This is a genomic window from Parasutterella muris, assembly GCF_009767915.1.
GTDB lineage: Bacteria > Pseudomonadota > Gammaproteobacteria > Burkholderiales > Burkholderiaceae_F > Parasutterella > Parasutterella muris.
Window position 1 is genome coordinate 1 of record NZ_WSRP01000013.1, and the last position, 24,861, is coordinate 24,861.

24 protein-coding genes and 2 tRNA genes are annotated in these 24,861 nt (G+C 49.4%); 16 read left to right on the forward strand and 10 right to left on the reverse strand.

All coding sequences use genetic code 11. From position 1 onward, the window contains the following. Nucleotides 1–359 precede the first annotated feature (359 nt). Entirely contained in the window at nucleotides 360–2,525 is a 2,166-nt protein-coding gene (locus tag E5987_RS05180) for a flavocytochrome c (RefSeq protein WP_160335036.1), read from the reverse strand. A 429-nt stretch (nucleotides 2,526–2,954) separates the two neighbouring features. On the opposite strand from E5987_RS05180, the gene E5987_RS05185 reads away from it, so the two are divergent. Continuing rightward, on the forward strand, nucleotides 2,955–3,320 hold the full coding sequence (locus E5987_RS05185) for a hypothetical protein (protein ID WP_160335037.1): 366 nt from the start codon (nucleotides 2,955–2,957) through the stop codon (nucleotides 3,318–3,320). A gap of 308 nt (nucleotides 3,321–3,628) precedes the next feature. Here the strand turns inward: E5987_RS05185 and E5987_RS05190 are convergent, their stop codons facing one another. The 3 genes from E5987_RS05190 to bamE are packed head-to-tail and all read right to left on the reverse strand — an operon-like array spanning nucleotide 3,629 to nucleotide 4,912. After that, entirely contained in the window at nucleotides 3,629–4,048 is a 420-nt protein-coding gene (locus tag E5987_RS05190) for a hypothetical protein (protein WP_160335038.1), read from the reverse strand. 8 nt (nucleotides 4,049–4,056) lie between these two features. After that, a complete protein-coding gene (locus tag E5987_RS05195) occupies nucleotides 4,057–4,578 on the reverse strand; it encodes a hypothetical protein (protein ID WP_160335039.1) in 522 nt (173 codons plus the stop codon). A 7-nt stretch (nucleotides 4,579–4,585) separates the two neighbouring features. Next, complete coding sequence (gene bamE, locus E5987_RS13455; RefSeq protein WP_353889783.1) at nucleotides 4,586–4,912, reverse strand: outer membrane protein assembly factor BamE domain-containing protein; 327 nt, start codon at nucleotides 4,910–4,912, stop codon at nucleotides 4,586–4,588. A gap of 629 nt (nucleotides 4,913–5,541) precedes the next feature. Between bamE and E5987_RS05205 the strand changes: the two genes are divergently transcribed. From E5987_RS05205 to E5987_RS05220, 4 genes are all read left to right on the forward strand, one after another. Continuing rightward, nucleotides 5,542–7,059: a flavocytochrome c gene (locus E5987_RS05205; protein ID WP_160335041.1), complete on the forward strand. Its 1,518-nt coding sequence runs from the start codon at nucleotides 5,542–5,544 to the stop codon at nucleotides 7,057–7,059. A gap of 78 nt (nucleotides 7,060–7,137) precedes the next feature. Next, on the forward strand, nucleotides 7,138–7,485 hold the full coding sequence (locus tag E5987_RS05210; RefSeq protein ID WP_160335042.1) for a cytochrome c3 family protein: 348 nt from the start codon (nucleotides 7,138–7,140) through the stop codon (nucleotides 7,483–7,485). 31 nt (nucleotides 7,486–7,516) lie between these two features. After that, nucleotides 7,517–8,998, forward strand: a complete 1,482-nt coding sequence (locus E5987_RS05215) for an FAD-dependent oxidoreductase (RefSeq protein WP_160335043.1) — start codon at nucleotides 7,517–7,519, stop codon at nucleotides 8,996–8,998. Next, nucleotides 8,991–10,379, forward strand: coding sequence for an FAD-binding protein (locus tag E5987_RS05220; RefSeq protein ID WP_160335044.1), 1,389 nt, complete (start codon nucleotides 8,991–8,993; stop codon nucleotides 10,377–10,379). The genes E5987_RS05215 and E5987_RS05220 overlap by 8 nt, the downstream gene beginning before the upstream one ends. On the opposite strand, the gene E5987_RS05225 is transcribed toward E5987_RS05220, so the two are convergent. From E5987_RS05225 to E5987_RS05235, 3 genes are all read right to left on the reverse strand, one after another. Then, nucleotides 10,350–10,955, reverse strand: coding sequence for a response regulator transcription factor (locus tag E5987_RS05225; RefSeq protein ID WP_160335045.1), 606 nt, complete (start codon nucleotides 10,953–10,955; stop codon nucleotides 10,350–10,352). The two genes, E5987_RS05220 and E5987_RS05225, sit on opposite strands and share 30 nt — an antisense overlap. A 6-nt stretch (nucleotides 10,956–10,961) precedes the next feature. Further along, nucleotides 10,962–12,752: an ATP-binding protein gene (locus E5987_RS05230; protein WP_160335046.1), complete on the reverse strand. Its 1,791-nt coding sequence runs from the start codon at nucleotides 12,750–12,752 to the stop codon at nucleotides 10,962–10,964. A gap of 749 nt (nucleotides 12,753–13,501) precedes the next feature. After that, nucleotides 13,502–14,065 (reverse strand): recombinase family protein, encoded by a 564-nt coding sequence (locus E5987_RS05235; RefSeq protein WP_160335047.1) that lies wholly within the window; start codon nucleotides 14,063–14,065, stop codon nucleotides 13,502–13,504. Nucleotides 14,066–14,099: 34 nt separating this feature from the next. Between E5987_RS05235 and E5987_RS05240 the strand changes: the two genes are divergently transcribed. From E5987_RS05240 to E5987_RS05250, 3 genes are all read left to right on the forward strand, one after another. Beyond that, nucleotides 14,100–14,333, forward strand: coding sequence for a site-specific integrase (locus tag E5987_RS05240; protein ID WP_160335048.1), 234 nt, complete (start codon nucleotides 14,100–14,102; stop codon nucleotides 14,331–14,333). A gap of 98 nt (nucleotides 14,334–14,431) precedes the next feature. After that, entirely contained in the window at nucleotides 14,432–14,698 is a 267-nt protein-coding gene (locus E5987_RS05245; protein ID WP_255453141.1) for a type II toxin-antitoxin system RelB/DinJ family antitoxin, read from the forward strand. Continuing rightward, nucleotides 14,691–14,969 carry a type II toxin-antitoxin system YafQ family toxin gene (locus tag E5987_RS05250; RefSeq protein WP_160335050.1) on the forward strand — a complete coding sequence of 93 codons (279 nt, stop codon included), beginning with the start codon at nucleotides 14,691–14,693 and terminating at the stop codon, nucleotides 14,967–14,969. The genes E5987_RS05245 and E5987_RS05250 overlap by 8 nt, the downstream gene beginning before the upstream one ends. Nucleotides 14,970–15,215: 246 nt before the next feature. Here E5987_RS05250 and E5987_RS05255 read toward each other — a convergent pair whose 3' ends face one another. The 3 genes from E5987_RS05255 to E5987_RS05265 all read right to left on the reverse strand — a co-directional run bounded on the left by E5987_RS05255 (nucleotide 15,216) and on the right by E5987_RS05265 (nucleotide 16,731). Further along, nucleotides 15,216–16,088, reverse strand: a complete 873-nt coding sequence (locus tag E5987_RS05255; RefSeq protein WP_237178735.1) for a tyrosine-type recombinase/integrase — start codon at nucleotides 16,086–16,088, stop codon at nucleotides 15,216–15,218. 475 nt (nucleotides 16,089–16,563) lie between these two features. Further along, nucleotides 16,564–16,649 (reverse strand) — tRNA-Leu (locus E5987_RS05260). A 6-nt stretch (nucleotides 16,650–16,655) separates the two neighbouring features. Further along, nucleotides 16,656–16,731: transfer RNA gene (locus E5987_RS05265), tRNA-Thr, on the reverse strand. 274 nt (nucleotides 16,732–17,005) lie between these two features. Between E5987_RS05265 and tsaE the strand changes: the two genes are divergently transcribed. The 8 genes from tsaE (at nucleotide 17,006) to E5987_RS05305 (ending at nucleotide 24,792) form a co-directional block, all read left to right on the forward strand. Further along, nucleotides 17,006–17,503 carry a tRNA (adenosine(37)-N6)-threonylcarbamoyltransferase complex ATPase subunit type 1 TsaE gene (gene tsaE / locus E5987_RS05270; RefSeq protein ID WP_160335051.1) on the forward strand — a complete coding sequence of 166 codons (498 nt, stop codon included), beginning with the start codon at nucleotides 17,006–17,008 and terminating at the stop codon, nucleotides 17,501–17,503. Next, the gene (locus E5987_RS05275) at nucleotides 17,503–18,942 is read left to right on the forward strand and encodes an N-acetylmuramoyl-L-alanine amidase (RefSeq protein ID WP_160335052.1); all 1,440 of its coding nucleotides are present in this window, start codon (nucleotides 17,503–17,505) and stop codon (nucleotides 18,940–18,942) included. Before tsaE ends, E5987_RS05275 begins: the two co-directional genes overlap by 1 nt. A 241-nt stretch (nucleotides 18,943–19,183) precedes the next feature. After that, on the forward strand, nucleotides 19,184–20,647 hold the full coding sequence (gene hflK, locus E5987_RS05280; protein WP_160335053.1) for an FtsH protease activity modulator HflK: 1,464 nt from the start codon (nucleotides 19,184–19,186) through the stop codon (nucleotides 20,645–20,647). 10 nt (nucleotides 20,648–20,657) lie between these two features. Beyond that, entirely contained in the window at nucleotides 20,658–21,539 is an 882-nt protein-coding gene (gene hflC, locus E5987_RS05285; protein WP_160335054.1) for a protease modulator HflC, read from the forward strand. An 18-nt stretch (nucleotides 21,540–21,557) separates the two neighbouring features. Continuing rightward, nucleotides 21,558–21,749: a DUF2065 domain-containing protein gene (locus E5987_RS05290; protein ID WP_160335055.1), complete on the forward strand. Its 192-nt coding sequence runs from the start codon at nucleotides 21,558–21,560 to the stop codon at nucleotides 21,747–21,749. Between the two features lie 12 nt (nucleotides 21,750–21,761). Next, nucleotides 21,762–22,934, forward strand: coding sequence for an ATP phosphoribosyltransferase regulatory subunit (locus E5987_RS05295; RefSeq protein ID WP_160335056.1), 1,173 nt, complete (start codon nucleotides 21,762–21,764; stop codon nucleotides 22,932–22,934). Between the two features lie 11 nt (nucleotides 22,935–22,945). Then, nucleotides 22,946–24,241, forward strand: coding sequence for an adenylosuccinate synthase (locus E5987_RS05300; protein WP_160335057.1), 1,296 nt, complete (start codon nucleotides 22,946–22,948; stop codon nucleotides 24,239–24,241). 23 nt (nucleotides 24,242–24,264) lie between these two features. Then, nucleotides 24,265–24,792, forward strand: coding sequence for a phosphoribosyltransferase (locus tag E5987_RS05305; RefSeq protein WP_160335058.1), 528 nt, complete (start codon nucleotides 24,265–24,267; stop codon nucleotides 24,790–24,792). Nucleotides 24,793–24,861 lie beyond the last annotated feature (69 nt).

Below are 24,861 nucleotides of genomic sequence, written 5' to 3' on the forward strand. Positions count from 1 at the left end.
TGCTCTAGCATACCTACAAGACAATAATTTTAAAAAGCTCTCAACTCCCTGATAATCAAAGGACTGAGAGCTTTTTTGTTTAATAAATTCTGCCAAACTCAGGTGAGAGTACGCTTATGAGCGTCAACGACATGCTTATCGATCTAAAAAACCTTTCGGAACAGCTGGATTTGGACCAGCAAAAACTCAGACTTTAGCTAATGTCCTTCGATCTCTAATGAAAGCTTGAAAGATCAAAAGCACACGAGCTGAGCTTCATAGACTTTGAGGACGGCAGCGCTGAAATTATTGTATTAACTCTGAGAGCCATACAGCCAAATAAGAGGCCCGCGTGAAAGCGGGCCTTCGTCAACTAACTTCTATTTCTGCGAAACAGCGCTTTTAGCGGCAATGCGCCCAAAGGTTAAGACGTCCGCAGTGGCGTTTCCGCCGAGACGGTTAGAACCGTGGATGCCGCCCGTAACTTCGCCGGCAGCAAAGAGTCCGGGGATCGGTTTGCCGTTCTTATCCAAAACCTGAGCGTTCGGAGAAATCATCAGACCGCCCATCGTGTGGTGGATGGAAGGAGCGCGCGGTGTCGCGTAGAACGGCGGTTTAATAATCTGTCGGTCAAACAGCTTGCGGCCGAACTTCGGATCGTTCTTGGCTTCGACCATCTTGTTGAATTCCGCAACAGTCGCTTCCAGTTTGTCAGCAGGCATACCCAGCTGCTTTGCCAGATCCGCAAGTGTATCGGCTTTATAAATGCGGCCGATCTTGACGAGAGTTTCAACGTCTTCATTGAAGCTGTTGAGCGGCTTAACAATGGAAGAGTCATTGATGTCGTAGCAGATCGCGTCAGGCTGCTTCTTAATGGCGGCAACGAACTCATCTCGTCTGGCGTCTTCCTTAACGAAGCGCTCACCGTTCTTATTGACGTCAATGACATCATCAAGACCGCTCATCTTGCGGGCGCGGCCCTGAAGAGCGCCGGTACCCGGTGTGGCAAGCGGATAGACCTGAACATAATTCATGCCGGTTGTATCTGCGCCGTGTTTGGTCGCGATGATAATGCCGTCGCCGGTTGCACCCGGCTGATTGGTGGAGACCATATCAGGTGTAAGGTGCGGAGCAGACTTCTGGCGCATCTCTTTATTCTGAGAGTAGCCGCCGGTTGCAAGAATGACACCGTCCTTGGAGGTGATTTCGTACTTGTTGCCGACTTTATCAGTGGCGGTGACGCCAATGACGCGGCCTTTGTCATTGATGATGACGTCATTGACTCTCAGGCCGAGTTTAAAGCGGACATTCTGCTTGACAGCGTTGTCATACAGCGGAGAAATTAAGCCGAGCCCCGCCGGAGCATCAAGCTGATGCGTACGCTGCCAAAGCGCGCCCGCGCCTTGGCTGACGCGATCCATAACAGGAGCGCCTTTGGACTGCATCCAGTGCAGCGTGTCGAGAACGTTGTTGGCGTACTCGCGAATCAGAGGAATCTTGCCGACTTTGTCGCCGCCGTTATAGGTCTGAAGCGCATGCCATTCCGGACAGTCAAAGAGTGTTTTGGAACCGCTCTTTAAGTAGGCTTCGTACTTGGCTTTAACGTCAGCCATTAACTGTTTGTGTTCTTCGCTGACCGGTTTTTCGCTGATCGCTTTTACAATGGCGTCTTTGAGTGTATCCGTCATCGGAAGCGTTTTCTGGCGTTCCGGATCAGCCGCGTTGAAAGCGGATGCGCAGCGGAGCGTGTTGCCGCCGACAACCGGCATCTTCTCGATTACGAGAACATTCTTAACGCCGAGATCTTTCGCGGTTACCGCTGCGGATAAACCTGCGCCGCCCGCACCGACAATAATCAGGTCGGCATGATCTTTAATGGAGCCTGCGACTTTTTTAATTTTTTCAGGAACCGGTTTCTGGAAGTTGGCGATATTGCCGCCTGCCTTTTCAATTGCCTGTCCGATGGCTGTCTTGAATGCGGTGCTGGTGACGGTTGCGCCTGCGACATTGTCCACGTTCAGAGTCTGGTATTCGATAACATCTTTACCGATGGTCTTAATCGCAGTGTCGCCAAGGAAGCGTGTTTCACGCTGTCCGGGTGTCTTGATATCGGTGATCTTGTTGTCTTTGATGGTCACTTCAACATTGAGCCAGCCGTTGTTGCCGTATGCTTGGCCTTCGAAGACGCCGTTCTTTAACGAGACCGGAGCGGCTTTTTTGCCGCTGGCTTTGCCAAGGCATTCCTGAACAGCTTTCTTAATGGCGGCAGATGTGACAGAGGCGCCGGCAACAGCCTGTACGTCGGCAGACTGAGCGGTCATGATTTCCTTCGGAAGCTGTACGACAGCTTTAGAGCCGATACCTTCAGTTTCCTGCTGCTTGAGCACTTTAACGGAAAGAATTTTATCCGCAGAAGTCTGGACTTCGACGGTGACCGGACCGTTCTGTCCGGCGATGGAAGCGGTGTAGGTTCCGGGTGTGTAGGCAAAAGCTGCAGTCGAACAAATGGCGGCGCTAATTGAAAGTGCAAGTGTTGTAAGTTTCATAAGTTCTCCTTGAATACTCTATTGTTAATCATAGAGTTAGATTTATTCTAGACTTAACGCGCTGCTTTGAAAGCAGGGTAAATAAACAGACAATTCCTGAGGTAAGGTTTCAATTTCTTGGATAATCGCATAAAAAGGTTAATCGTCGTTTGCGAATGATTTTAAAATTTTTAGTTTGCGAAGTTGCTTTTGTGCTACGAGCCGAGTGCAGATGAGCTAGAAGCGTTTTAAGAGACTATGGGCTCGATTAAGAAATTAAAAGTGATAGGTGCAGCATCTTTCCTGAACAGGCAATCAGCGGTCGACAGGCCTAAATTCTTAGGCTTGTTCTTTAGAATAAAGAGAGTAACTACTATCGTTAACAAAATGCTCACTGTTAGAGCGCCTTTGTTGTTAGACTCATCCTCCTTCGCATAGACAGATTTAGAAATGGCAAAGATTGTTTTTGATATTGAAGACGAGCTGAAAAAGCGTTTGCTTGACTCTCTTGACGAGCTGCAGATAGACCGCAAAAGCTGGCTCGAGCAGTGTATATGCGCCTTTCTGCTGCGAGACGCCGTTGAAAAAATCAAAAAGGAAGAAGAAGTAGCCGAAGCGGAAGCTCAGCTTGGCAGCCAGGCAATGCCTCTTCCTATCGGCGGGTTTTCTCTTTCAGAGGACGTTCCGCCCGAGGTCCTCCAGCAGGTCATTACTGAAAGCCTAAAAGAAGGCTTCAAAAAGCTCGGTATTGAGATCGAGTGCAAAGGGCTGGAAGAAATCTCGGACGTAATTGATACGCCGCACAGAATGAATTAATTATTTTCTTCAGCTCTTTTCTCTGCAGAACACCGTCGCAAAAATCAATGAACCCGGCGGTGTTTTTCTTTGGAAGAAGTTTTAAAAATAATTCTGGAATGTGATTTTCGCGCAGGAAGTTTTGTACGAGGTTGTAAAAACTAACCCTGAAGCTGCTTACAGCTCCTCCCCTTATCTTCAGAAGGTCGGTAGAGCTTTTGATAGCTTTACGGATTCACTAAATTCAGAGACAAAAGAAGCCTGCTGGGGCAAAAATTCGAAGGAGATTTACCTCAGCGGGCCGTATTCAGAGAATAAGAGTTTTTAACTTACTCTACATTGTGAGCTTCAAGGAACAATGACTGAGAAAGAGCATTGAAGAAGTTTTGATATGCCTTTGGAGTATCGATCGGATTAACACCCACTTGTCCGCTGGCTCTCACTATAATCTGCTTTTTCTCCTTGTTATCCCTTACGGATACAGTCAGCTTACTGATAGGCACAACGTAGTTTGTTCCGCTCACAGTTCCTAATGTTGTGTCGGCTTTATCAATGATGAAGCCTAAGTCTTGCATTGTAGAAACTACTGAACGCAGGACAAAAGCTTTATCCGTTGTGTCGAAGGCTCTGCTTTGGAAACTTCTAAGTTCAACTTGAGATTTTGTAGTTCCTAAAACTGCTTGATTAGTAGTAGTACATCCTGTCAAGAGCGAAGAAGCGACGGCAATGGCGATGAGAATTTTTTTCATTTTTTATCCTAAATATCATTTGCAGTGAGGAAGGCGGACTCCGAGAGCTTATTAAAGAACTCTTGGTAAATCTCCGGCTCCTGAATCACTTCTATCTTTGCGCCTCCCATGTCGTTAAATATGACACGAGCAAACTTGGCTCTCACAAGATAGCCATCTTCAGTTTTACTTTTGGATGAAACAACCGTGGCGTGAATTGTTTGTACAGTATCCATAGGCATCCGAGCACCCGTTAAGGCGGCTAGAAGAATGGCCCCTGCAATTTGGCCCCCATTTTTGGCGTCTCTTTCTTTGGATGCCGTTAACAAGCCCATCTTAGTTTCACTCTCGGTTAAGGTGAATCCAAGATCCTGCAAGACCTGAGCGGATGAAGAAAGGATTAGTTCCTCGTCCTTGGTCTCAAATCGCCTTGTTTGCTGCTGACGTTCCTGCAGATAATTTTCGTTCAGAACATAAAGATGATCTGTATGGACCGTGCAGCCCGTAAGAAGCACAGAGCTTGCGCAAAGTGATAATAGTGTTTTTTTCATGACGGCCTCAGAAAGAAGAAGTTCTATATGCAAAGTCTCTTACTCTGCCGTCAGAATTAAATTTAACGATGATGGTGAGAGTTCTTTGGTTTTGAGACAGAGATCCAGCAGAGCCGCCTGCACCGAATAAGAGCAACCAGACACCACCGTTGCTCTTTGAATATTGGACATTTGTAGAAACTTTGTCGTAAACCCAGGTTTCCCTGCGTTGTGAGTCTGTTGTTACCATATTAGGTGAACCCAGGGCTTCGACAACTTGTTCGGATGTCATGCCGATTTTAATTTCACGCTGAGCTTTAGCTACGGTAAGTTGTTCGGCTTGTTGAGAAGGCAGTTGGGGTACGGCGCAACCGCTAACACCCCCCCCCTATAGCTAGAGCTGTAATTACCAGTAATTTCTTTGAGTCCATATAACCTCCATTGAACATTATTACATTTTGATACTATGTAAAAGAGTTTTGAATTCGTATAAACGCTTAAAACAAATTAAGGGGTGTAGATGTGGCGGTGCTAGAGTTAAAGAAGAACGTGAAAGATCGAAGAACAAAATAGGTTATGAATAATGTACTGACTCTTATCGAGAATTCTGTTTGCATGGCGGTCTTCGTCGATTACGCGTCGGCCTAATTAGAAAGGGATTTCAGTATTTTTTTATTTTTCGAATTCTTCAGCTACTTAGCCCTAAATATAATTAACCCATTTATTTATGAATCAAAAAGTTATAAAGTAAATGATCAAATACTGATCAAAACATTTCGGATAAAATCCCGATTCCTCCCTTTGTAAAGTACACCTAACGTCGTAGGTAGTATTGCTTAACTAATAAATTAATTACTGATAAATCAACTGGATATATTCATTGCGACGCGATAACCACTTGCTTATAGAACTATTTTTCGTATGAGAGGGAAATCCTAAAATGATTTCACTATCTTTTGATAGGTCTTAAACAAGGAGAAATTAATGGAGAATACTTCTCGCCGCTCTTTCATCAAAGGTTCGATGGCCGGCGCTGTCGCCGTCGCATCCGGTTCTTTCGCATCCGCTGCCGTCGCTCAGCAGCCAAAGACATGGGATGAAACAGTTGATGTGATCGTGATCGGATCCGGTTTTGCCGGACTAGCTGCCGCTATCGAGGCTAAGAAAGCCGGGGCCAACGTTGTCGTTTTGGAAAAAATGCCTACGGCCGGCGGTAACTCAATCATTAACGGCGGCATCCTGACTGCGACAGGCTGCCCGCAGCAGAAAATGCACAAAATCCAGGACTCTAAAGAACTTCTGGAAAAAGATATTCTCGTCGCCGGCAACTATATGAACGATCCGAAGAAAGTTCGTCAGATGGTTGATCGTGTGTTATCCAACTATGAGTGGACAGTTAATGAACTCGGAGTCGAGTATCTGCCGGACGCGATTGGCCAGGAGGGCGGCCATTCCGTTCCGCGCTATGTGACGACTAAGATCGGCTCCGGCGCCGGTATCGTCAATAAAGAACTCGAAAAGTGCAAAGCACTTGGTATCCCCGTCCGCACAAGAACTTATGTGGACCGCATCATTCGTACGCCTGAGGGGGTTCAGGGCGTCGAAGTGTTCGAGGGCTACCGCTTCCCGAAAGCGGGCAGCGGAAAACCGAAGTCAATTAAGGCCAATAAGGGCGTTGTCCTTTGCTACGGCGGCTTCTCCGCGGACGTTCCCTACAGAACAATCCAGGATCCGAAACTGAACGCGACACTCGATACAACAAATCAGCCGGGTGCTACGTCAGAGCTTTGGAGAGAAACCTCCAATATCGGATGTATGCAGGCTCAAAACGATTGGATCCAGTGCGGACCGTGGGGCAATCCTCACGAGAAGGGCATGGGAATCGGCTGGCAGTTTAACCAGACTGCCGCTGCCGAGTACGGTCTTTGGACCAACAGCGCCGGCAAGCGCTTTGTTAATGAACTGGCTAACCGTAAAGTTCGCGCAGACGCGATTATGGTTGAACAGGCAAACGGCCGTAAATGCTTCGCTATTGCCGACGCGAACGGCATCAAACCGTTTGTAGCCCAGCGACCCGGCATGCTCGATAAGCAGATCGAGCGCAAACTCGTCATGAAGTACGACACGATTGATGACATGGCGAAGGCTCAGGGCATTGATCCTGAACAGCTGAAGAAGACCATTGCTGAGTTCAACGGCTACGTGAAGTCCAAGAACGATCCGGTTCTGGGCCGCTACATCAATAATGAACAGCTTCCGGTTGAAACTGCGCCTTTCTACATTGGCGAACTTCAGCCTAAGGTTCATCACTCTATGGGCGGTCTTATCACTGACGATCAGTGCCGAGTCCTGGATGTTAAAACCGACAAGCCCATCAAAGGTTTGTACGCGGCGGGCGAAGCGACCGGACATGTCCACGGCGCGGTTCGTCTCGGCTCTGTGGCCATTCTCGACTGCCTCGTATTCGGTCGTATGGCCGGTGAAAACTGCGCTAAATCATAAGAAGTCATCACTCTTAACGAATTAAGTCGCAGAATCGGCCGCGGGATTGCCCTGCGGCCGATTGTCTAAGGAGATACTATGAAAAAAATAATGCTGCTAAGCTGCTTCTTGGCTGTGTGTTTCACCGGTTTCGCTCAGGCAGCCGAGCAAGGAAAGTTCGGTGCGGACCGCCATGTCGCCAAGGGCGTCCCCTGCGCGGCATGTCACGGAGAGAAAAATGAAATCTCCGCGCCGGACATTAACCAGTGCACTAAGTGCCATAATCCGGATGAGCTCGTAGAGAAAACGAAGAACGTGAAACCTCAGAATCCGCATACGTCGCCCCATTACTCAAACCAGCTCGAATGCACACTGTGCCATGTGCAGCACGCAGAACCTGAAAATTATTGTGCCCAGTGCCATAATTTTGATTTCAAGGTTAAATAAGCGAAATTATCCCCGCTTAGGATAATGAAACATGACGCTGAGCCATCCCACCCGCAGAGAGTTTTTTACCTATGTCGGAGCAGTTTCAGCCGCTCCGGTGTTTCGTGCGCAGGCAAAAGATGCTCACCGGTGGGACGCGTCCTTTGACGTGGTTATTGTCGGCTCGGGCGCTGCCGGCCTCTCCGCGGCACTTTCTGCTCATGAGGCTGGATGCCGCAGCATTCTCATTCTGGAAAAAATGTCTTTTGCGGGAGGCGCCTCCAGAATCTCCTGCGGCTACTTCAACGCGGTGGATCCGCAGCGGCAGCGGGCAATGCATATCGAAGACTCGCTGGAGCTTTTTGAAGCTCAGACCATTAAAAGCTCGCACGGAAAGGGCAGCAAGGAGCTGATTCACATACTGTGCTCTCAGGCGCTTGACTGTCTGCACTGGCTGGAAGGTTACGGAGTTCGCTATGCGGATAATTGCTCGCAAATCTACGGCGGCATGTTCCCGCGGGGACATATCCCGTTGGTTCAAAACCCGAATGAAAGCTATATAGATATTCTGGTCGAGCGATGTCTCGAGCGCGGCATCGAAATTCAATACTCTCAGTCCGCGGACGAAATCATTGCGGAAAACAATTGTGTGCTTGGCGTTAAGACCTCGAACACATCCGGTCCGAGTGGCAAGAAAGCTAAAGCTCGATTTATCCGCGCACGCAAAGCCCTCATTCTCGCTTCCGGCGGATTTGCCGCAAATGCTGCGCTGTGCGAGGCGCACGACGTCAGACTGCGCGGACTTGAAACGACCAATCCTCCAAGTTCCACCGGAGAGGTCATGCTGGAAGCCATCGCGATCGGAGCCTATGCCGCAGGCTGCGATTACATCGAATGTATGCCGTCTCCCGTACGCTTCTCTCGTTTTGCGGTTTTTACCGAAAGAATGCTTTTTGTGGACGCAAAAGGCAGACGCTTTGTGAGAGAAGATGAGTTCAGAGACGTTATCCGCGATAAAGTCCTTTCGCTTCCCGATAAGCGCGCTTATGTGATTGTCGATAACGACGGCTATATGCAGTGTCCGCTCGCATTTCGCGAGAACGCCGAAGAAGAGCTTAAAAAGCAGAGGGTCTTCAGAGGCAGCACGATCGCGGAATTGGCAGAAAAACTCAGAATCCCGGCCGCTGTTTTTGTGAAGACCATTAAGGATTACAACGAATCGGTTTCGAGCGGAAACGACCGGCAGTTCGGACGCGGCAGAGAGAGTATGCGCTACGCCATTACACAGGAGCCGTTCTGGGCGGCTTCGTGCGATATGGCAATTCATCACACAATGGGCGGCCTGCTGATTGATCGGTATTGCCGTGTGATGAATTGGGAAGGAGCTCCGATTAAAGGTCTTTTTGCCTGCGGAGAAGTCGTCGGCGGAATCCACGGAGCAAATCGAATTGGAGGCAACGCGATTACGGAAGCGCATGTTTTTGGAAGAATTGCCGGAAGAAGTGCAGTGAGCGGAGTATCGGGCGATGTCTGAACATGCTTATTACGATATAGCGGTAGTAGGCGCAGGTCTTGCAGGTGTTTGTGCGGCGATCTCTGCAGCAGCCTTCCCAAAAACACGCGTTCTTCTTCTGGAATCCGCCTCAAAGCCGCTTCCTTACACAAAGACACTTCCCTTCTATGACGGGGCGATTAACGCGGTTGATCCGGCAGCTCAGGGCCGACAGGGTATATTCGATTCCCCTGAACTGTTTATGCAGCAGACACTGGAAAGGTCTGGTTATCGCGCCTCGCCAGAACTTGTTCGTGAACTCTGTTACCGCTCTTACGATGCGAAGATTTGGCTTCGCAATCTTGGCGCGGAATTTATGCTCAAGACTGTACAGCTCCCGGGATCGGGATTTCCGCGCGGGGCTTACTTTAGAGATTTATCTCAATTCAGAGAGTGTTTATTAAAAGCGCTTTTAGCGGGCGGCGTCGACTGCGTATGTTCCGCTTCAGTCAAACAAATGGAACAGAAGGACGAAGGCTGGAAGTTAACGTACGCTGAGAGTTCGGGTGCAATAAGAGAAGTTCGCACATTGTCCGTGATTGCATGCAGCGGCGGTTTTGTTTCCGATGATCGGATCTGCTCCTTTCATGATCCGAGAAATAAAGGACTGCGGAGTATTGATCCGACGCACGGCCGCAGCGCGGATTTTCTGAAAGCGCTTGTCAGAAACGGAGCGGGCTGCGTAGGAATGGATTTTCTGGATTATCTGACGGTGCTCAATGACTCCGTGCCGACACAGCTTCGTCTTCCGACGCAGGCATCCGTCCTTGTGAGCAGGGACGGCCGACTCCTGGCTACCGGTCTTGACTCCGTTGAGCGAACTGAGGCGCTGCTGTCATCTCCGGATCATACGGCCTACGCGCTTTTTCCCTCAAGTATGACGGAGAATCTTCCGAAAGCTCAGGCACAGGCGATCTGGCGAGTGTTTTCTATCGGTGAAGCGGTCTGCGTGCACAGAGGCGAAAGCGTTCAGGAGGGAAGTTTCAGTTTTGTGTCCGAGCAGTTCTGGCGGACACTGACTGCGGACCTTAGTGCATATGCCGATCGAGCAACGCGCATGAACGAGCGGCAAACGCCCGCTTTATCCCAATGGATCGGCAGCGAGAAGCTGATGCTTGTCAAAGTGACGTTGGTGAAGCAGAGGACTCTTGGCGGCGTGCGTATAGATCCGCATGCGCAGATTCTGAACGCGCTGGGTTCGCCCATTAAGGGGCTTTTCGCGGCCGGAGAAGCAGTCGGGGGAGTCCACGGCAAATCCTGCCTGCCGGGCAACTCGGAGCTTGCGGCGGTTGTTTTTGGAAGGACTGCGGCAGAGAGCGCTTCTCACTACCTCTTATCGCTCAAGAAGCTTAAAGATTTCTAGCGGAGTCTTGACCTCGAGCTTTCGGTAAATTGAGGTGCGATGCACTTTGACCGTTGTCTCTGCGATTCCAAGGTTGACTGCGATTTGCTTATTGCTGAGCCCTTCAGCGACGAGGCGCGCGACGTCGAGCTCTCGTACGGTTAAGAGGCTGACGAGTTCATGCGCTTTTTTGGAGTGCTCAATACTGGAGCGGCGTTTCCAATCGTTGCTGACAGCGGTTTCCACGCTTTCTAAGAGTCGTTCGTCATTAATCGGTTTCGTCAGAAAATCCAAAGCGCCTCTGCGCAGCGCCATCACGGCTGTCCCGACCTCGGCGAACGCTGTAATAAAAATGATCGGCAGCGCGTATTCCGCCTCGATCAGCCGATTCTGGAGCATTAAACCTGAGGTCCCGGGCATACGGATGTCCAGAATGAGGCAGCCGGGAATCATGGCATTGTCTTTTTCAAGAAATTCGTCCGCGTTCGCATAAACTTGCGTTTTCCAGCCTTCTGCCTCGAGAAGGAATTTCAGTGAATTTCTCACATCCTCATCGTCGTCCACGATTCTGACAACTGACATTGGATTTGCGCTCATAGTTTTTTATTCCTTCTCATTAGGATTGTTCTGACTTAACGGCCAAGTCACGATGACGCGAACACCGCACGGAGAATTTCTAAGGAATTGGATTTTTCCGCGTGCCGATTCGACGATTCTCTGAACAATGACAAGGCCGAGTCCAAGACCGTTGGCTTTTCTTGACTGAAGCGGTACACCGATAGAGGCGAGTTCTTCGTCCGTTAGAAGAGGTCCGTTGTCGCTGATTTCGATTAACGCGTTAGAGCCGCTTGAGCGGACGATCAGCTTCACCTGCGGTTCTGAGTTTTCCTCTCCCGCTTCCATTGCGTTTTTTAAAAGGTTGTTTAAAAGCAGTTCAGCTTCTAAAGGATTGCCGACAATACGTACGTTCGGCTCAATTTTGTGCTGCACATCAAGATTAAAAAGAATTTTGAAGTTTTGTACAGCCAGCAGGCTGAGCTGCGACAAGTCCAAGACGGTCTTCGTTTTCTCTTTATCCTTAGTGTAGGAGCGAACAGGGTCGATGATTTTTGCAGCCTTGTCGCACTGATCATCAATTTTGTCGATGACGGAGCCCATTGTCGGTCTGTCAGGAACGATGTCCTTTGCGAGCATTCGAGTGATTGCACGGGCATAGTTATGAATCACTGCAAGCGGCTGCTTAAGCTCGTGGGCGAGCATTGAAGAAATCTCGCCGACCATGCCGATACGTTCCATATAGGCCAAACGTTTGATGTACGCGTTGACTTCTTCTTTCATGGCTTCTCTTTCTTTTAGGGCGAGCGTCAGCTGCGCGGTTCTTCGCTTAACCAGAACCTCTGTTCTGAGCGAATGGATAATTAGCGCAAGGACAGCCAGCAGGGCGAAACAGAGGTACATCCAGTATTCTTTAAGCAGCGTCAGCAGAGACTGGTCGGGACGCTTTAAGTAGTCCGCGTCACGAATCACGGACAAAAGCTCATGAACGAATTCGAACGTTGTCGGAAGGCTCCATTCGTAGCCGTCTGCGCTAGGCATTCCAAGCAGCGAAGCCGTTAACCGGGCGGCGGTTTCTGAATCTGAGGACGGGAAGGCCGCGAAAGTGAGACCCGGATACAAAGAAGAGGAACTTGCCAAATTTGGATTGGAAGAGGTTTCTCCTACGACTTTTAGAAGTTTTGCGGCAGATGCATCCGAACTCTTGAGCTTTTCGAGTGCGCCCGCAGGCAGCAGCAGAGCGGAGATTTGACTGCTTAGAAGAAGATCAAGCAGCTGTGTTTCTGACTGAGAGAAGAGCTCGATAGAGATATTTTTGCCTCTGTCGGCGTCTGAATCGAGCTGCAGGAGTTCTCTTTTAAACGCCTTAACAAAAAATGCCCGGCTTTCGTCTTTTGAGACAGCGACGCGGGTGAGATCAGAAAGCTCTCTGATGTTTTTGTTGTCTGCGCTAATGAGCACGGCTGCACCAGAGACTTTTTTGCTTTCATCGGAAATCAGGCGCTGGCTGCACAGTGCATGTGCGCCGAAATGGATTTCCATTGCCGCGTAAGCGTCAGGTCCGAGCAGAGCGAAGTCGATTTTGCGCTCCTGCGCAAGCTTTGTTATTTGATCCAGCGGGAGTTTTTTGAAGATGATGCTTCGATCGTAGTTGCTGTCCGAAAGAAAACGTATTGTCTCTTTGGCAAATGAGCGTTCCAATGCTGTTTGGTTGCTGTTCTGCACAGCCACAACAATGGCGGCTTCATCGGCGGCCGCGGCAGCCTGTAGCACAAAAACAGCTTGTGAAGCAATTATGAGTGGTAGGCCCAGACGCCTGATCGAAGCTAAGAGAGTCACTTGTGTCACCTGAGTTTATAGAATATTGGCTTTTCCAGGTGCGAGCAATCCCGTGTCTAAGCTTTAGGTTGTAGCTAAAAAGCGCTATGTTGATTGAGATAAAAAGCGATTCGTATTGGTACACAGGCCTTCTGTGGAAGCATTAAGTATTTTTATTCTGTCTCCGGATTTAAAAGACCGACCGTTTGGTTAGAAAACGGAAAGAGCAAAAACTCTGACTTTTCCGGTTTAGTGAATTCTTCGGTTGGTGAGGAAACCATACGGCAGCGCTTGATAGGCTTCGAGCTATTAGGAAGGGGCTCGGGTCAAGTTGTCATCGTCTTTGTATTGGCTAGAGGATGCACAAACGATTATGAAGAATACGGGTATCGCTGCAGTGATTATCTTATCTAAGGATGCGTAAAGGCCTATATCGCCATGGGCTAATGTGAAAATTAAGAGACAGGCGTCTGCTTCAGCTGAACTTGGATTTTTTCTGCTTGAAGAAGTGTCGTGACTCGAGAGCTTCTTCTGATGAACAGCTGGGATACCATCCAAGATACCATCTAGGATACCAAAAGTTTTTGGCTTGTCTCGTATAGCCTTGGATAGCTACAGCGGCTAACGCCCCGTATTTATTGAAGATAAAGAAAAACCCCGTAAAGCTGCGGGGTCTCTCAGAATTCGTTTTGGTGCCCAGGGCGGTCTATAATAATATTTATTAATCAATAAGTTGTGTATATGTAAATTTTAGTAACTTACCACGTAACCTACTTATTCTTCGACAGGTAACGATAATAAGTAGCGGGTTTAATTCCGGTCTGTTTAATTGCTTCCGTGGTTTTCATGCCGCCGTTTACAAGTTCCAGTGTTTGGTTAAATAACTTAATCTCAATCGGTTTCCGCCCCTTGTATACACCGCTTTTTTTCGCCTGTTCAATGCCCTCCCGCTGACGTTCTTTGATAAGGTTGCGTTCAAACTCTGCGAAAGCTCCGAGCATTTGAAGCATGAGCTTGTTTAGTGCAGGTTGCTGACTGTTTCTTCCGAAGCTTAAACCTTCTTTAACAAAGTAAATCTCAACTCCCTTGGTGGTGAGAAGGTCAACGGTCTTTTGAAGATCGACAAGATTACGAGCTAAGCGGTCTAAAGAATGGATGTAAAGCGTATCTCCTTCTCGAAGGTGCTCGATCATTCTTTCGAGCTCTGGATGGTGTGTATCCTTCCCGCTGGCCTTGTCTTCGAATATTTTCTCAAAGTGAATATCTAAATCTGCTAATTGACGGTCAGTAGCTTGGTCGACGCTAGAAACTCGTTTGTATGCGAAGGCTGGCATGATTTAACTCTCAATAGGGCTTATAAGTTAGTAAATGTCTCCGATGGCCATCTTCAAGATGATTGAAAAACGGACAAAGGCCGCTGGAATTGAGAAATTCACTCCCCACGACCTTCGCAGAACGTTTGCGACAAGAATGCTGGATGTCGGAGCGGACATTTCCATTGTGAAAGAGGCAATGGGACATTCGTCGATCAATACTACTCAGCGCTACGACCGACGGGGCTTCGATAAAGTCCGTGACTACATCCGGGCTATCGCCATCTGAGAAACGATTTGCGGACTTCTTTCGTTGTGATTGACACTTATTTTTTAATGATTGTACTATAATAGCTGTAATTTGTACTACATATTAACGGTTTTGTTATGTCTTACTCAACGATTAGCGCTCGCATGGATCCGGACGTTAAAACGGCATTCTCGCGAATTTGTGAAGAACTTGGACTTTCTCCTTCGGCAGCTATTAATGCTTTTGCAAAAGCGATGATTAGAAGAAACGGATTTCCTTTTGCCTTAGAGCTTGAAAAACCTTCACAGGAAACCATGAAAGCAATTGATGAAGCCATTGAAGAGAAGGATCTCGTTGGCCCGTTTTCTACAACTGACGAGCTAATGGATTCCTTAAATGCTTAAAGTCAAATACCGTTCGCAGTTCAAAAAGGATTACAAAAGAGCGTTGAAAAGGGGGCTTAATCCCGAAGCGCTGCGGATAGTTATCGACAAACTTATTAATAACGAAATTTTGGACGCTAAGTATCGAGATCATCAGCTTGTAGATTCTCGAAAATACAAAAACGTTCGAGAATGTCATATCCAACCTGACTGGTTATTGATCTATTACTCAGATCAAGTAAATTTAATTCTTACTCTTGTGCGCACTGGATCGCACGGTGACCTGTTCTAGTCCCCAGAGCATCGAGGACACTCAAACAACGAAAGTATTTGAAGGGTGCGTACTGATTTCTCCTTGCCCGATTAGGGCGGGGAGAAGTCACCCTGTGGGGAGTCTGAGAAAAATGCTCAGGCGCAAGTGAATCCGGGTTGGTCCAAAAGACCGACGTCGAATCAGCAGCAGGAATCCACCGAAGTGATCGGCAGCGCAAGCTGCTGACGCAGTAGAGAATCTCCGTCGTTCAGGGCGGAGAGAACCTCAAAAAATCGGGTCCTCGTCATTCTCTTCTGGCTTGTTCAACCGCTCGACAATTGTTGCGGCGGTCGGGCGGTAGTGCTTCTGAAGCATCTTCAAATTTCTATGACCCGTCTGTCTCGCAAGAGTCAGCACGTCTAATCTTGGGGCGCCTGTTCTCGGGTCGGGAGACGCTGCCCACCTTGCAAACGTTGCTCTGCTGTCATGAAAACGCAAGCCCTCGGAAATTATGTTTCCGTTTGAATCCTTTACAGGGCTAAGGTCCGCTTTGTCCCGAATCTTCTTGAACAATGCGTCCCTTGCATAGTCGTTCAGCACGCTGAAAATCCTTTCTGAATCGGGGTTATAAGCTCTGGCTAATTGAAGCAGGCGCAGAGCCGAATCTGTCAGGGCCACGTCACGCTTCACTCTTGTTTTTGTGGCTTCTTTGGGAAGGTGGATGAGCGAGCCGTCAATCCGACTCTCTTCAATGTTGAGGATTTCACCGGCACGCAACCCTGTTTTGCAGGCCAAAAGGAAGGTGAGCATTATCAGCTGAGTGCTGTTTTTAGGGACACTTTTCCCGTCCCAATCACAAGAAAAAAGCAACCGTTCAATGTCTTCTTTGGAAGCCGTCTGCTCGCGAGCTTCAGGCTCTTTTGGAAGAAGAACCCCTTGTGTGGGAGGCTTATCGAGCATTTCCATTCTGACGGCCCAATTGAAAATGCTGCGGAGAATGCCGAACTCACGACGAACGGAAGCGGGGTTCAGTGTGCCGCCTCTTGGAGACGGTGTTTCCAACCTTTGGTGTATTGACTTCTGAATCATGGCTGGAGTCAGGTCCGACAAAAAACATTTGCGATCGGGCGCCGCATGATCGCTTTGATGCGGAGGCATTCTTTGCCTGCTCCTTTCTTTTTGAGCGAGACCTCCATCATGTATTGCTCCAAAAGTTGAGAAAAAGTGATCTTCGAGCTGCTTGACTGCGGACTGATTTCCAACATGGCCATGAATTTTTTGGCTTCAGTTCTGGTTTTGAATGTTTTTTTGTAGCCTTGGTACCGTTTCTGTAAAACTGTATCTTCCATGTACCGTTTGGGGTGCGAGCAATTGAAGCCATTTTTATTCCCTTAGAACAAAATTGTTGATGCAAAGGACTTGCCCAGAGCGGAAAAAGTTCTAAAAATTTTTGTCTGATAGAACTGATTTTTTGCCGTAAAACTTTCCGAATTTTTTAGAAGAAAAGTTCTGTGAGTAGTTCTAAAAAAGTTCTATTCCTGCTCATAATACTCAAAATCCGAAGGGGTAGGGCAAGAAAAAAGCCCGTAAATACGGGCTTTGCTCATCATGCTCATTATGCTAATTTTGTTTATGGTGCCCAGGGCGAGACTCGAACTCGCACGCTTTTAAGGGCGGAGGATTTTGAATCCTCTGTGTCTACCATTTCACCACCTAGGCATCCCATGGTGCCGGCAAGAGGAGTCGAACCTCCGACCTTCGCATTACGAATGCGCTGCTCTACCAACTGAGCTATGCCGGCAACAGGAAAAACGTATTATATAGAGATTTAAAAATTAGGCAAATAGTGGTTTGCCAGGCCCTGCGGCAGATGATTCGGCGGTTTTCGCCGGATCTAACCGAGCGTTTTTAAGTTTCATATCCCGGCTCCATGTGAACAAATATGGCTCTTCCTTCAGAGCGGGCCTCGGAGAGTGGAAAAATATTCAGCGCGGCAAAAGATTGTGAACAGAGATTTTTTCATACAATCGAAAAGATCATTGTGTTATCTTTAGATTTCACATTAAAAAGAATGTATGAACCACGCTGACGTATTCTTTCAACGGTATCTTCCCGATGAGCAGGCGACCAATGAACTTGGAGCCGAGCTTGCCGCTGTTCTCTTAGAAAATAAAGATGAAATTCTCTCTTCCGGACTGAATATTCGTCTCTGCGGCGACTTGGGCGCCGGCAAAACAACTCTGACACGCGCGCTTTTGAGAGCGCTCGGTTTTGAGGGCAGAGTCAAAAGCCCGACGTTTACGCTGCTTGAGCCGTACTCCATTGACGGCTTCACGCTCAACCATTTCGATTTTTACCGCTTTGAAGACCCGGAAGAATTCGAGGATGCGGGGTTTAGAGAAAACTTCGGCCCGGGAAGAGTATGCGTCACGGAGTGGACTCAGAAAGCCGAGCCGCTCGTTCCCGGCGCAGATCTGATGATCTCGCTTTTACCCAAAGACGACGGAAGAGAAGTTCAGGTGAGCGCATTGACCGATCACGGCGTGCGGATTGTTAGAGGTCTGGAAAGATAATGAGCTGCTTTACCCGCCGCGATCTAATTTACGGCTCTCTCTGCTCGGCATTTCTTACGTATGTGCCGGCCGTGTCGGCTAAAACGCCTCAGATCATCGACGTTCGTACTTGGCCTGCGGATGAATACACCCGCGTGACGATTGAGAGCGACGCGCCCCTAAAACTGAATTACTTCATGCTCCGCGTGGCTGATCCGATCCGCCTGGTTGTGGATATGGACGGACTCAGACTCACGGACAAATTAAAAAACATCATTCAGAAGGTTAAGCCGAACGATCCGTATATTCAGAGGATTCGCTGCGGTCAGTACAAACCGACGGTCGTTCGCATCACGATCGATTTCAAACAGGACGTCTCACCTCAGATTTTTAGTCTGAAGCCCGCGGGCACCTATAAATACCGCACGGTTTTTGACGTCTATCCGGTCCAGGAGAAGGATCCGATCCTTGCGATCCTCAAGAAGGAAGAAGAGGAACCCGACGCGGTCCAGAAACTCGTCGCGCAGGTCGCCGAGGGTCAGAAGCGAATGGAAGAAAACCGTGAGGAAGCCGATGCGGATCAGCTCGAGCAGATCCTTGCGGGTATTGAAAGCGGAACTCTGGTGCCGGTAAAACCGGAAGTGCAGCCCTCAGCGGGTAAAACACCCAAGCCGTCTTCTCAGACGAGCAAACCGCCCGTTATCGCCTCGACAAAGAAAAAGCCTCAGAAAACGGAAACAAAAACAACTTCCAAGAGACGCACCCGAGCGCTGGTCATCATGATTGATCCGGGCCACGGCGGAGAAGACCCCGGTGCGATCGGTAAACGCTACCGCACTCGAGAAAAGGATGTCGTTCTTTCCGTCGCCAAAATTCTCAGAGCGGAACTCAATCGCCTTGAAGGCTTCAGAGCGCTTCTGACGCGCGACGGAGATTATTTCGTTCCCCTTCAGCGAAGAGTGCAGAAAGCTCGTGCGGCCAAGGCGGACTTTTTTGTTTCGATCCATGCGGACGCATGGGTTAAGCCGGCAGCCAAAGGATCCTCTCTTTTTGTGCTGAACACTAAAGGACGCGTCTCGAGCTCAAACAAGTGGCTTGCCCGCAACCAGAACAACGCCGACTTAATCGGCGGCGCGAACATTAGTACAAAAGACAAACAGATCGCCCGAATCCTGATGGATATGTCGTTTACGGCTCAGGTGAGCGACAGTACGATTTACGGTGCCTATATTCTTAATGAACTGAGCCGCATTAATCAGCTGCATAAGTCTAAAGTCGAGCAGGCGAACTTCGCCGTTCTGAAGGCGCCGGATATTCCTTCCGTGCTGGTGGAAACAGCCTTCCTCTCTAATCCGGAAGAAGAGCGCAAGCTTCGGACTCAGGCCTTCCAGCGCAAATTAGCCTGCGCGATCGGCAACGGCATCCTTAAGGGTTTCGGCCGCAAGGCGGTTTTAGCATAGGCGTTTCACGAAACAAACGCTTCGCGGAAGTTGTCTGAATAGCTTTTGACGGCGTCTTGCCGTGCGGTGTAAAGCTTGGAATCGGACTGAACGGCTGCGGGCGGAAGATTAAAGATTAAGAAAAAGTATTGCAAAATTTATCGCAATATTTGTTCTTAATAATCAAGTGATAGAATCCTTAGTCCAATTATTTAATATGACGCTCCGACTATAGAGCGTTTGCAAAGGACTGTTTAGATAAATGTCACTGAATGACCCCCATTGGGGCCGTAAAGGCTCGGAAGAAAACCCTTCCAACGACAAAGATGAGGCAAAGAATCCTCAGACTGATCGTCAGCAAGAAGTCCAACCCGGAAAAGATGAATTCAGGCAGCCTGAGCAGAAAAGACCTCAGGCTTCCGATCAGGAAGTTGATTTGGAAGAGCTCTGGAAGCAGTTCAACGACCGTATGAATTCTTTATTTGGCAATAAACAACAGAAAAATCAGCCGCGATCCGACGCTGAGGCGAACATGAATCGTCCTCAGACCGAGGATCGGCAGGACGATTATGACTTTGACGAACCTCCGCTTCGCAAGGACCACGACTTTAAGCAGCCCGCGAGCGGCGGCGGAAATACGGGCAGCGGATTCCGTCCGCCTCAGTTCGAGGCCGGACGCAATTTCTCCGCAGGCTTTGTCGCGGCAGCCGCTGCGATTGCGGTGTGCGCTTGGCTTGCTTCGGGCTTTTATATCGTTCCCGAAGGCCAGAAGGGCGTGGTGACGACCTTCGGCCGCTATACCGAAAGCATGAACGCGGGTTTCCGCTGGCATCTGCCTTATCCGATCCAGGATGTTCAGCTCGTTGACGTGAGCTCCGTTCGTAAAGCTGAAATCGGTATGAGAGGTTCCTCTCAGCGCCTTAAAGAAGCGTTGATGCTGACGGATGATGAGAACATCGTGGATGTGATGTTCAACGTTCAGTACCGTATTAAGGAAGGTCCCGGCGCGGCAGAATTCCTCTTCAAGACCCGAGATCCGATGGGCGCGGTTATTCAGACAGCGGAATCGGCTATGCGCGAAGTGGTCGGCAGAAAGAAGATGGACAGCGTCTTATTTGAATCCAAACAGGAGATCGCCGAAGAAGTGAAGCGCCTCATGCAGGAAATGCTTGATCGTTATCACAGCGGTATTCAGATTCTCTCCGTGGCGATTCAGAACGCTCAGCCGCCGGAACAGGTTCAGGCCGCCTTTAACGACGCTGTTAAAGCCGGTCAGGACAGAGAGAGACAGATTAACGAGGGCGAAGCCTATGCCAACGATGTTGTGCCAAAAGCCAAGGGTATGGCAGAACGCCTGAGACAGGAAGCGGAAGCCTACAAGTCCCGTGTGGTCTCTCAGGCCGAAGGTGACTCCTCTCGCTTCGCACAGGTTTACGCTCAGTATGAAAAAGCTCCGAAGGTAACCCGTGACCGTATGTATGTAGACGCTATGCAGCAGATCTACAACAACACCTCCAAGGTCATGGTTGATTCCAAGTCCTCCGGCAATCTGCTTTATCTGCCGCTTGATCAGCTGATGAAGCGCAGCGAAAGCTCGACTCGTCCCTCTGCCGATACTGCGGCAGCCGACACCGCAGCGCAGGCCGCTGCGCCTGCAAAGAGCGCTGAGGGGCAGACTCAGGATAATTCATACACTTCCCGTCCTTTATCCCGGACGCTGAGATAAGGATTGAGAGATGAAAAAAATAATCGTACTTGCCATTTTTGTTTTTCTTGCCGCCTTGTTCGGTCGCACCTGCCTGTATACCGTCAATGAGCGCGAATACGCGCTGGTGTTCATGCTCGGCGAGTTAAGAGACATCGTGGACAAACCCGGACTTCATGTGAAGCTTCCGGCTCCGCTTCAGAATGTGGTTTATTTGGATAAGCGCATCCTGACGATTGATACGCCGGTTGCGGATTTGGTCCAGACAAGCGAAAAGAAGAACCTGATGATCGACAGTTACGTCAGATGGCGTATTTCCGATCCGCGCCGCTACTGGGTTTCTTTCCAGGGCAGCGAAAGAGCGGCCGAAGACCGTATGTCTTCGCTGCTTCGCGACGTGCTGAACCAGGCGGTGAACAGAAGAACCGTCAACGACATCACTTCGCGCGACAGAGCTCAGGCGATGGCTGAAATTTCCGAAGCGCTGCAGAAGCGCGTAACGGATCTCGGCATTGAAGTGGTCGACGTTCGTCTCAAACGCGTGGACTTTACTCCGGAGATTTCCGAGTCGGTTTACCGCCGTATGGAAGCTGAGCGTAAGCGTGTCGCAAGCGAAGAGCGCTCCAAGGGTGCTGCTGAAGCAGAAAAGATTAAAGCGGACGCGGATCGTCAGAGAACCGTCATTCTGTCTGAAGCGTATCGTGACGCTCAGGACATTAAGGGCGCGGGCGACGCTAAAGCCAACGAGATTTATGCTCAGGTCTTCGGCAAGGATCCGGAATTCGCGAAGTTCTATCGTTCTTTAGAGGCGTACCGTCAGTCCTTTAACAAGCCCTCTGATATGCTGGTCGTTGACCCGAGCAGCGAGTTCTTCCAGTATCTGAAAAACTCAAAGGCCGGCGCTCAAAACTAAACATCGCTAGGTAAGAAAATGGAAACCCTTCTCTGTGCAATAGGCTTTGTCCTTGTACTGGAAGGGTTTTTACCTTTTATCGCCCCTGACTTCTGGAAGAGGGCCGTGCGCGAATCGACCAGAATTCCTAGCGAGAAGATCCGAATCATAGGCTTTGGGAGTGTAGTCTTAGGGTTGGTTGTTGTTTGGTCGACAATGTTAGTTTTTTAGAAGGGTTGAATTATGTCAGTATGGCTTCTTCCCGAGAACATCGCGGACATGCTTCCGCGGGAGGCTCGAGTTATTGAAGCAATGAGGAGCTCGTTTCTGAGCCTTGTCACTTCACACGGATTTGAAATTGTCCGTCCGCCGCTTGTGGAATATGTAGATTCTCTTTTGACAGGGACCGGAGGCGATCTGGACTTACGTACCTTCAAAATTGTCGATCAGGTTTCCGGCAGAACGATGGGCATTCGCGCGGACATGACGCCGCAGGTCGCTCGTATCGACGCACACATTCTCAACCGCGAAGGCGTCTCGCGACTGTGCTATGTCGGAAGCGTGCTGCATGCAAGACCGCTGCATCCGATGGCTTCACGCCAGCCGTATGTCGCGGGCGTCGAGCTTTTCGGCTCTACGAGCGCTTACAGTGACAAAGAAGTGATTTGTCTCGGTCTTGAGGCGCTCAGGACATTTAATATTCAGAACATTATGCTGGATCTCGGCCATACCGGTGTCGTTAAGGCGATTCTGGACAAGGATCCGGCTTCCGGCTCGGTGCAGGATCAGATTCTTTTTGCGCTCAGCCATAAAGACAGAACCTCGATCGAAGAGTTCAGAGGAGTACTGCAGGATCGAACGGTTGACGCGCTGTTAAAACTTGCCGTCATGTTTGGAGATGAATCGGTTCTGGATAAGATTGCCGAAGAATTCTCCGACTATCCTGAAATTCTTCCTATTTTGGATCACGTACGCTGGCTCGGCAGAATGAGCGGAGCCGACGGCGTGAGCTATGACTTTGCCGACGTTCACGGCTATCAGTATCTGACCGGTGTGACTTACAGCGTCAATATTCCGGGCCGCTATCAGGCGGTGCTGAGAGGCGGACGCTATGACGACATCGGCGCAAGATTCGGCCGACGCAGACCCGCGGTCGGCTTCACGCTTTATTTAAGAGAAATTGTCGCGGTGATGGACACCCGCAGACCGTATGCTGTATTGGCCCCGATTAACGATGAAGACCCTTTGCTCAACGCAAAAATTAAAGAACTTAGAAGCAAGGGATTAATTGTGGTCCAGTCCCTTCCGGAAGACAGTATTGAATCTCTGGAAGAAGCTTATCGACTGGATGAAGAATTGTTATTTGTTGATGGAACTTGGACGGTGACGGAGCGATCTGTCGGTCGTCGAATTTAAAAGAGGACTATATGAGTAAGAACGTAGTTGTAGTGGGCGCCCAATGGGGCGACGAAGGCAAAGGCAAGGTTGTTGACTGGCTGACCGAGAAAGTGCAGGGCGTGGTTCGTTTTAACGGCGGACACAATGCCGGCCATACTCTGGTTATCAACGGCAACAAGACTGTGCTTCGTCTGATCCCGTCCGGAGTGATGCATGCGCACGTCAAGTGCTACATCGGCAACGGAGCCGTTGTCAGCCCGGAAGCTCTTCTGAAAGAAATTGACGATTTGAAATCGCACGGCGTTGACGCTGAAAATAGAGTTTTTGTTTCCGGTCAGTGCCCTCTGGTTCTTCCGTACCATATTGCTCTTGACCATGCGCGCGAAGCCGCACTTGGCGATAAGAAGATCGGTACGACAGGCCGCGGCATTGGTCCTGCCTATGAAGACAAGATTGCAAGACGCGCGCTGCATGTGAAAGATCTTTGCGATCCGGAAGGCTTTGCCGCCAAGGTTCGCGCTAACTGCGAACTGATCAACTTCCTCCTTGTTAACTTCTACAAGGCTGAAGCTGTTGACGTTGAGAAGATGATTAACGAGACGCTTGCCATGGCGCCGAGAATCACTTCCAAGATCTGCGACGTTTCTCACACACTCAATAAGCTGATGGCCGACGGCGAACAGTTCCTCTTTGAAGGCGCCCAGGGCACCATGCTTGACATTGACCACGGCACCTATCCGTTTGTCACATCGAGCAACACGGTTGCGGGTTTTGCTAGCCCCGGCGCCGGCATCGGTCCTCAGAAACTGAACTACATTCTCGGCATTACGAAGGCCTACTGCACCCGTGTCGGTTCCGGTCCTTTCCCGACAGAGCTGTTTGATGAAGTCGGCGCAGAGATCGCTAAACGCGGCAATGAATTCGGTGCTGTTACCGGTCGCCCGCGTCGCTGCGGCTGGTTTGACGGCGCAGCGCTGAGAAGATCCGTTGAGTGGAACGGCCTTTCCGGTTTAGCCGTTATGAAGCTTGACGTTCTTGACGGCTTTGAGACGGTTCGTCTTGGTGTCGGATATGAATACCAGGGCAAGCGCATTGACGTAACTCCGGTCGGAGCCGAGATGCTTGCCGAATGCAAGCCGATTTATGAAGATTTCCCGGGCTGGAAAGAGCCCACCTTCGGCATTACGAAGTGGGATGATCTGCCTGAAAACGCGAAGAAGTATCTGAAGCGTCTTTCCGAGGTTGCCGGCTGCCCGATCGCGCTGGTTTCCACCGGACCGGACAGAGGTCAGACCATTCTTCTTCACGACCCGTTTGCTGAATAAATTTTTTATTTGAGGGATATTGAATGAAAGACCTTCATGTATCTTGGGATGAGTATCACCGTTTAATTGAAACTTTAGCCTTTAATGTTTACGACAGCGGCTGGAAGTTTGATTCTCTTTTATGCCTTTCTCGCGGCGGTCTCAGACCGGGCGACATTCTGTCGCGCATTTTTGATATGCCGCTGAACATTTTGGCGACGAGCTCTTACCGAGAAGCAGCGGGTACTGTCCAGGGCACGCTCGACATTGGCAAATACATTGCCTCGAGCAGACCGGACTCTTTGAAAGGCAAGGTTCTTCTGGTTGACGACCTGGTGGATTCCGGTCTGACGTTTAAGCGCGTGACTGAGCACCTGAGAAACAACTACAAAGGCATTACGGAAGTGAGAACCGCGGTGCTTTGGTGGAAGTCCTGCTCGCAGGTTGAGCCGGATTATTACGTTGAATACTTAGGTGATAATCCTTGGATTCATCAGCCGTTTGAAGTTTACGACGTGATGCGTCTCGGCCAGCTTGTTGCCAAGGTCGAAGGCCACAGAAAGCCTGAATAACAATTAGTAACATTTATCAAGAACCGTAATTTGCATATTTAAAGATGTCTATGTAGAATTACGGTTCTT

What these genes read in the sequence shown, in the direction of transcription:
- E5987_RS05180 (WP_160335036.1), bottom strand. Translation starts at nt 2,525, where the DNA reads ATGAAACTTACAACACTTGCACTTTCAATTAGCGCCGCCATTTGTTCG.
- E5987_RS05185 (WP_160335037.1), top strand. Translation starts at nt 2,955, where the DNA reads ATGGCAAAGATTGTTTTTGATATTGAAGACGAGCTGAAAAAGCGTTTG.
- E5987_RS05190 (WP_160335038.1), bottom strand. Translation starts at nt 4,048, where the DNA reads ATGAAAAAAATTCTCATCGCCATTGCCGTCGCTTCTTCGCTCTTGACA.
- E5987_RS05195 (WP_160335039.1), bottom strand. Translation starts at nt 4,578, where the DNA reads ATGAAAAAAACACTATTATCACTTTGCGCAAGCTCTGTGCTTCTTACG.
- E5987_RS05205 (WP_160335041.1), top strand. Translation starts at nt 5,542, where the DNA reads ATGGAGAATACTTCTCGCCGCTCTTTCATCAAAGGTTCGATGGCCGGC.
- E5987_RS05210 (WP_160335042.1), top strand. Translation starts at nt 7,138, where the DNA reads ATGAAAAAAATAATGCTGCTAAGCTGCTTCTTGGCTGTGTGTTTCACC.
- E5987_RS05215 (WP_160335043.1), top strand. Translation starts at nt 7,517, where the DNA reads ATGACGCTGAGCCATCCCACCCGCAGAGAGTTTTTTACCTATGTCGGA.
- E5987_RS05220 (WP_160335044.1), top strand. Translation starts at nt 8,991, where the DNA reads ATGTCTGAACATGCTTATTACGATATAGCGGTAGTAGGCGCAGGTCTT.
- E5987_RS05225 (WP_160335045.1), bottom strand. Translation starts at nt 10,955, where the DNA reads ATGAGCGCAAATCCAATGTCAGTTGTCAGAATCGTGGACGACGATGAG.
- E5987_RS05235 (WP_160335047.1), bottom strand. Translation starts at nt 14,065, where the DNA reads ATGCCAGCCTTCGCATACAAACGAGTTTCTAGCGTCGACCAAGCTACT.
- E5987_RS05240 (WP_160335048.1), top strand. Translation starts at nt 14,100, where the DNA reads ATGTCTCCGATGGCCATCTTCAAGATGATTGAAAAACGGACAAAGGCC.
- E5987_RS05245 (WP_255453141.1), top strand. Translation starts at nt 14,432, where the DNA reads ATGTCTTACTCAACGATTAGCGCTCGCATGGATCCGGACGTTAAAACG.
- E5987_RS05250 (WP_160335050.1), top strand. Translation starts at nt 14,691, where the DNA reads ATGCTTAAAGTCAAATACCGTTCGCAGTTCAAAAAGGATTACAAAAGA.
- E5987_RS05255 (WP_237178735.1), bottom strand. Translation starts at nt 16,088, where the DNA reads ATGCCTCCGCATCAAAGCGATCATGCGGCGCCCGATCGCAAATGTTTT.
- tsaE (WP_160335051.1), top strand. Translation starts at nt 17,006, where the DNA reads ATGAACCACGCTGACGTATTCTTTCAACGGTATCTTCCCGATGAGCAG.
- E5987_RS05275 (WP_160335052.1), top strand. Translation starts at nt 17,503, where the DNA reads ATGAGCTGCTTTACCCGCCGCGATCTAATTTACGGCTCTCTCTGCTCG.
- hflK (WP_160335053.1), top strand. Translation starts at nt 19,184, where the DNA reads ATGTCACTGAATGACCCCCATTGGGGCCGTAAAGGCTCGGAAGAAAAC.
- hflC (WP_160335054.1), top strand. Translation starts at nt 20,658, where the DNA reads ATGAAAAAAATAATCGTACTTGCCATTTTTGTTTTTCTTGCCGCCTTG.
- E5987_RS05290 (WP_160335055.1), top strand. Translation starts at nt 21,558, where the DNA reads ATGGAAACCCTTCTCTGTGCAATAGGCTTTGTCCTTGTACTGGAAGGG.
- E5987_RS05295 (WP_160335056.1), top strand. Translation starts at nt 21,762, where the DNA reads ATGTCAGTATGGCTTCTTCCCGAGAACATCGCGGACATGCTTCCGCGG.
- E5987_RS05300 (WP_160335057.1), top strand. Translation starts at nt 22,946, where the DNA reads ATGAGTAAGAACGTAGTTGTAGTGGGCGCCCAATGGGGCGACGAAGGC.
- E5987_RS05305 (WP_160335058.1), top strand. Translation starts at nt 24,265, where the DNA reads ATGAAAGACCTTCATGTATCTTGGGATGAGTATCACCGTTTAATTGAA.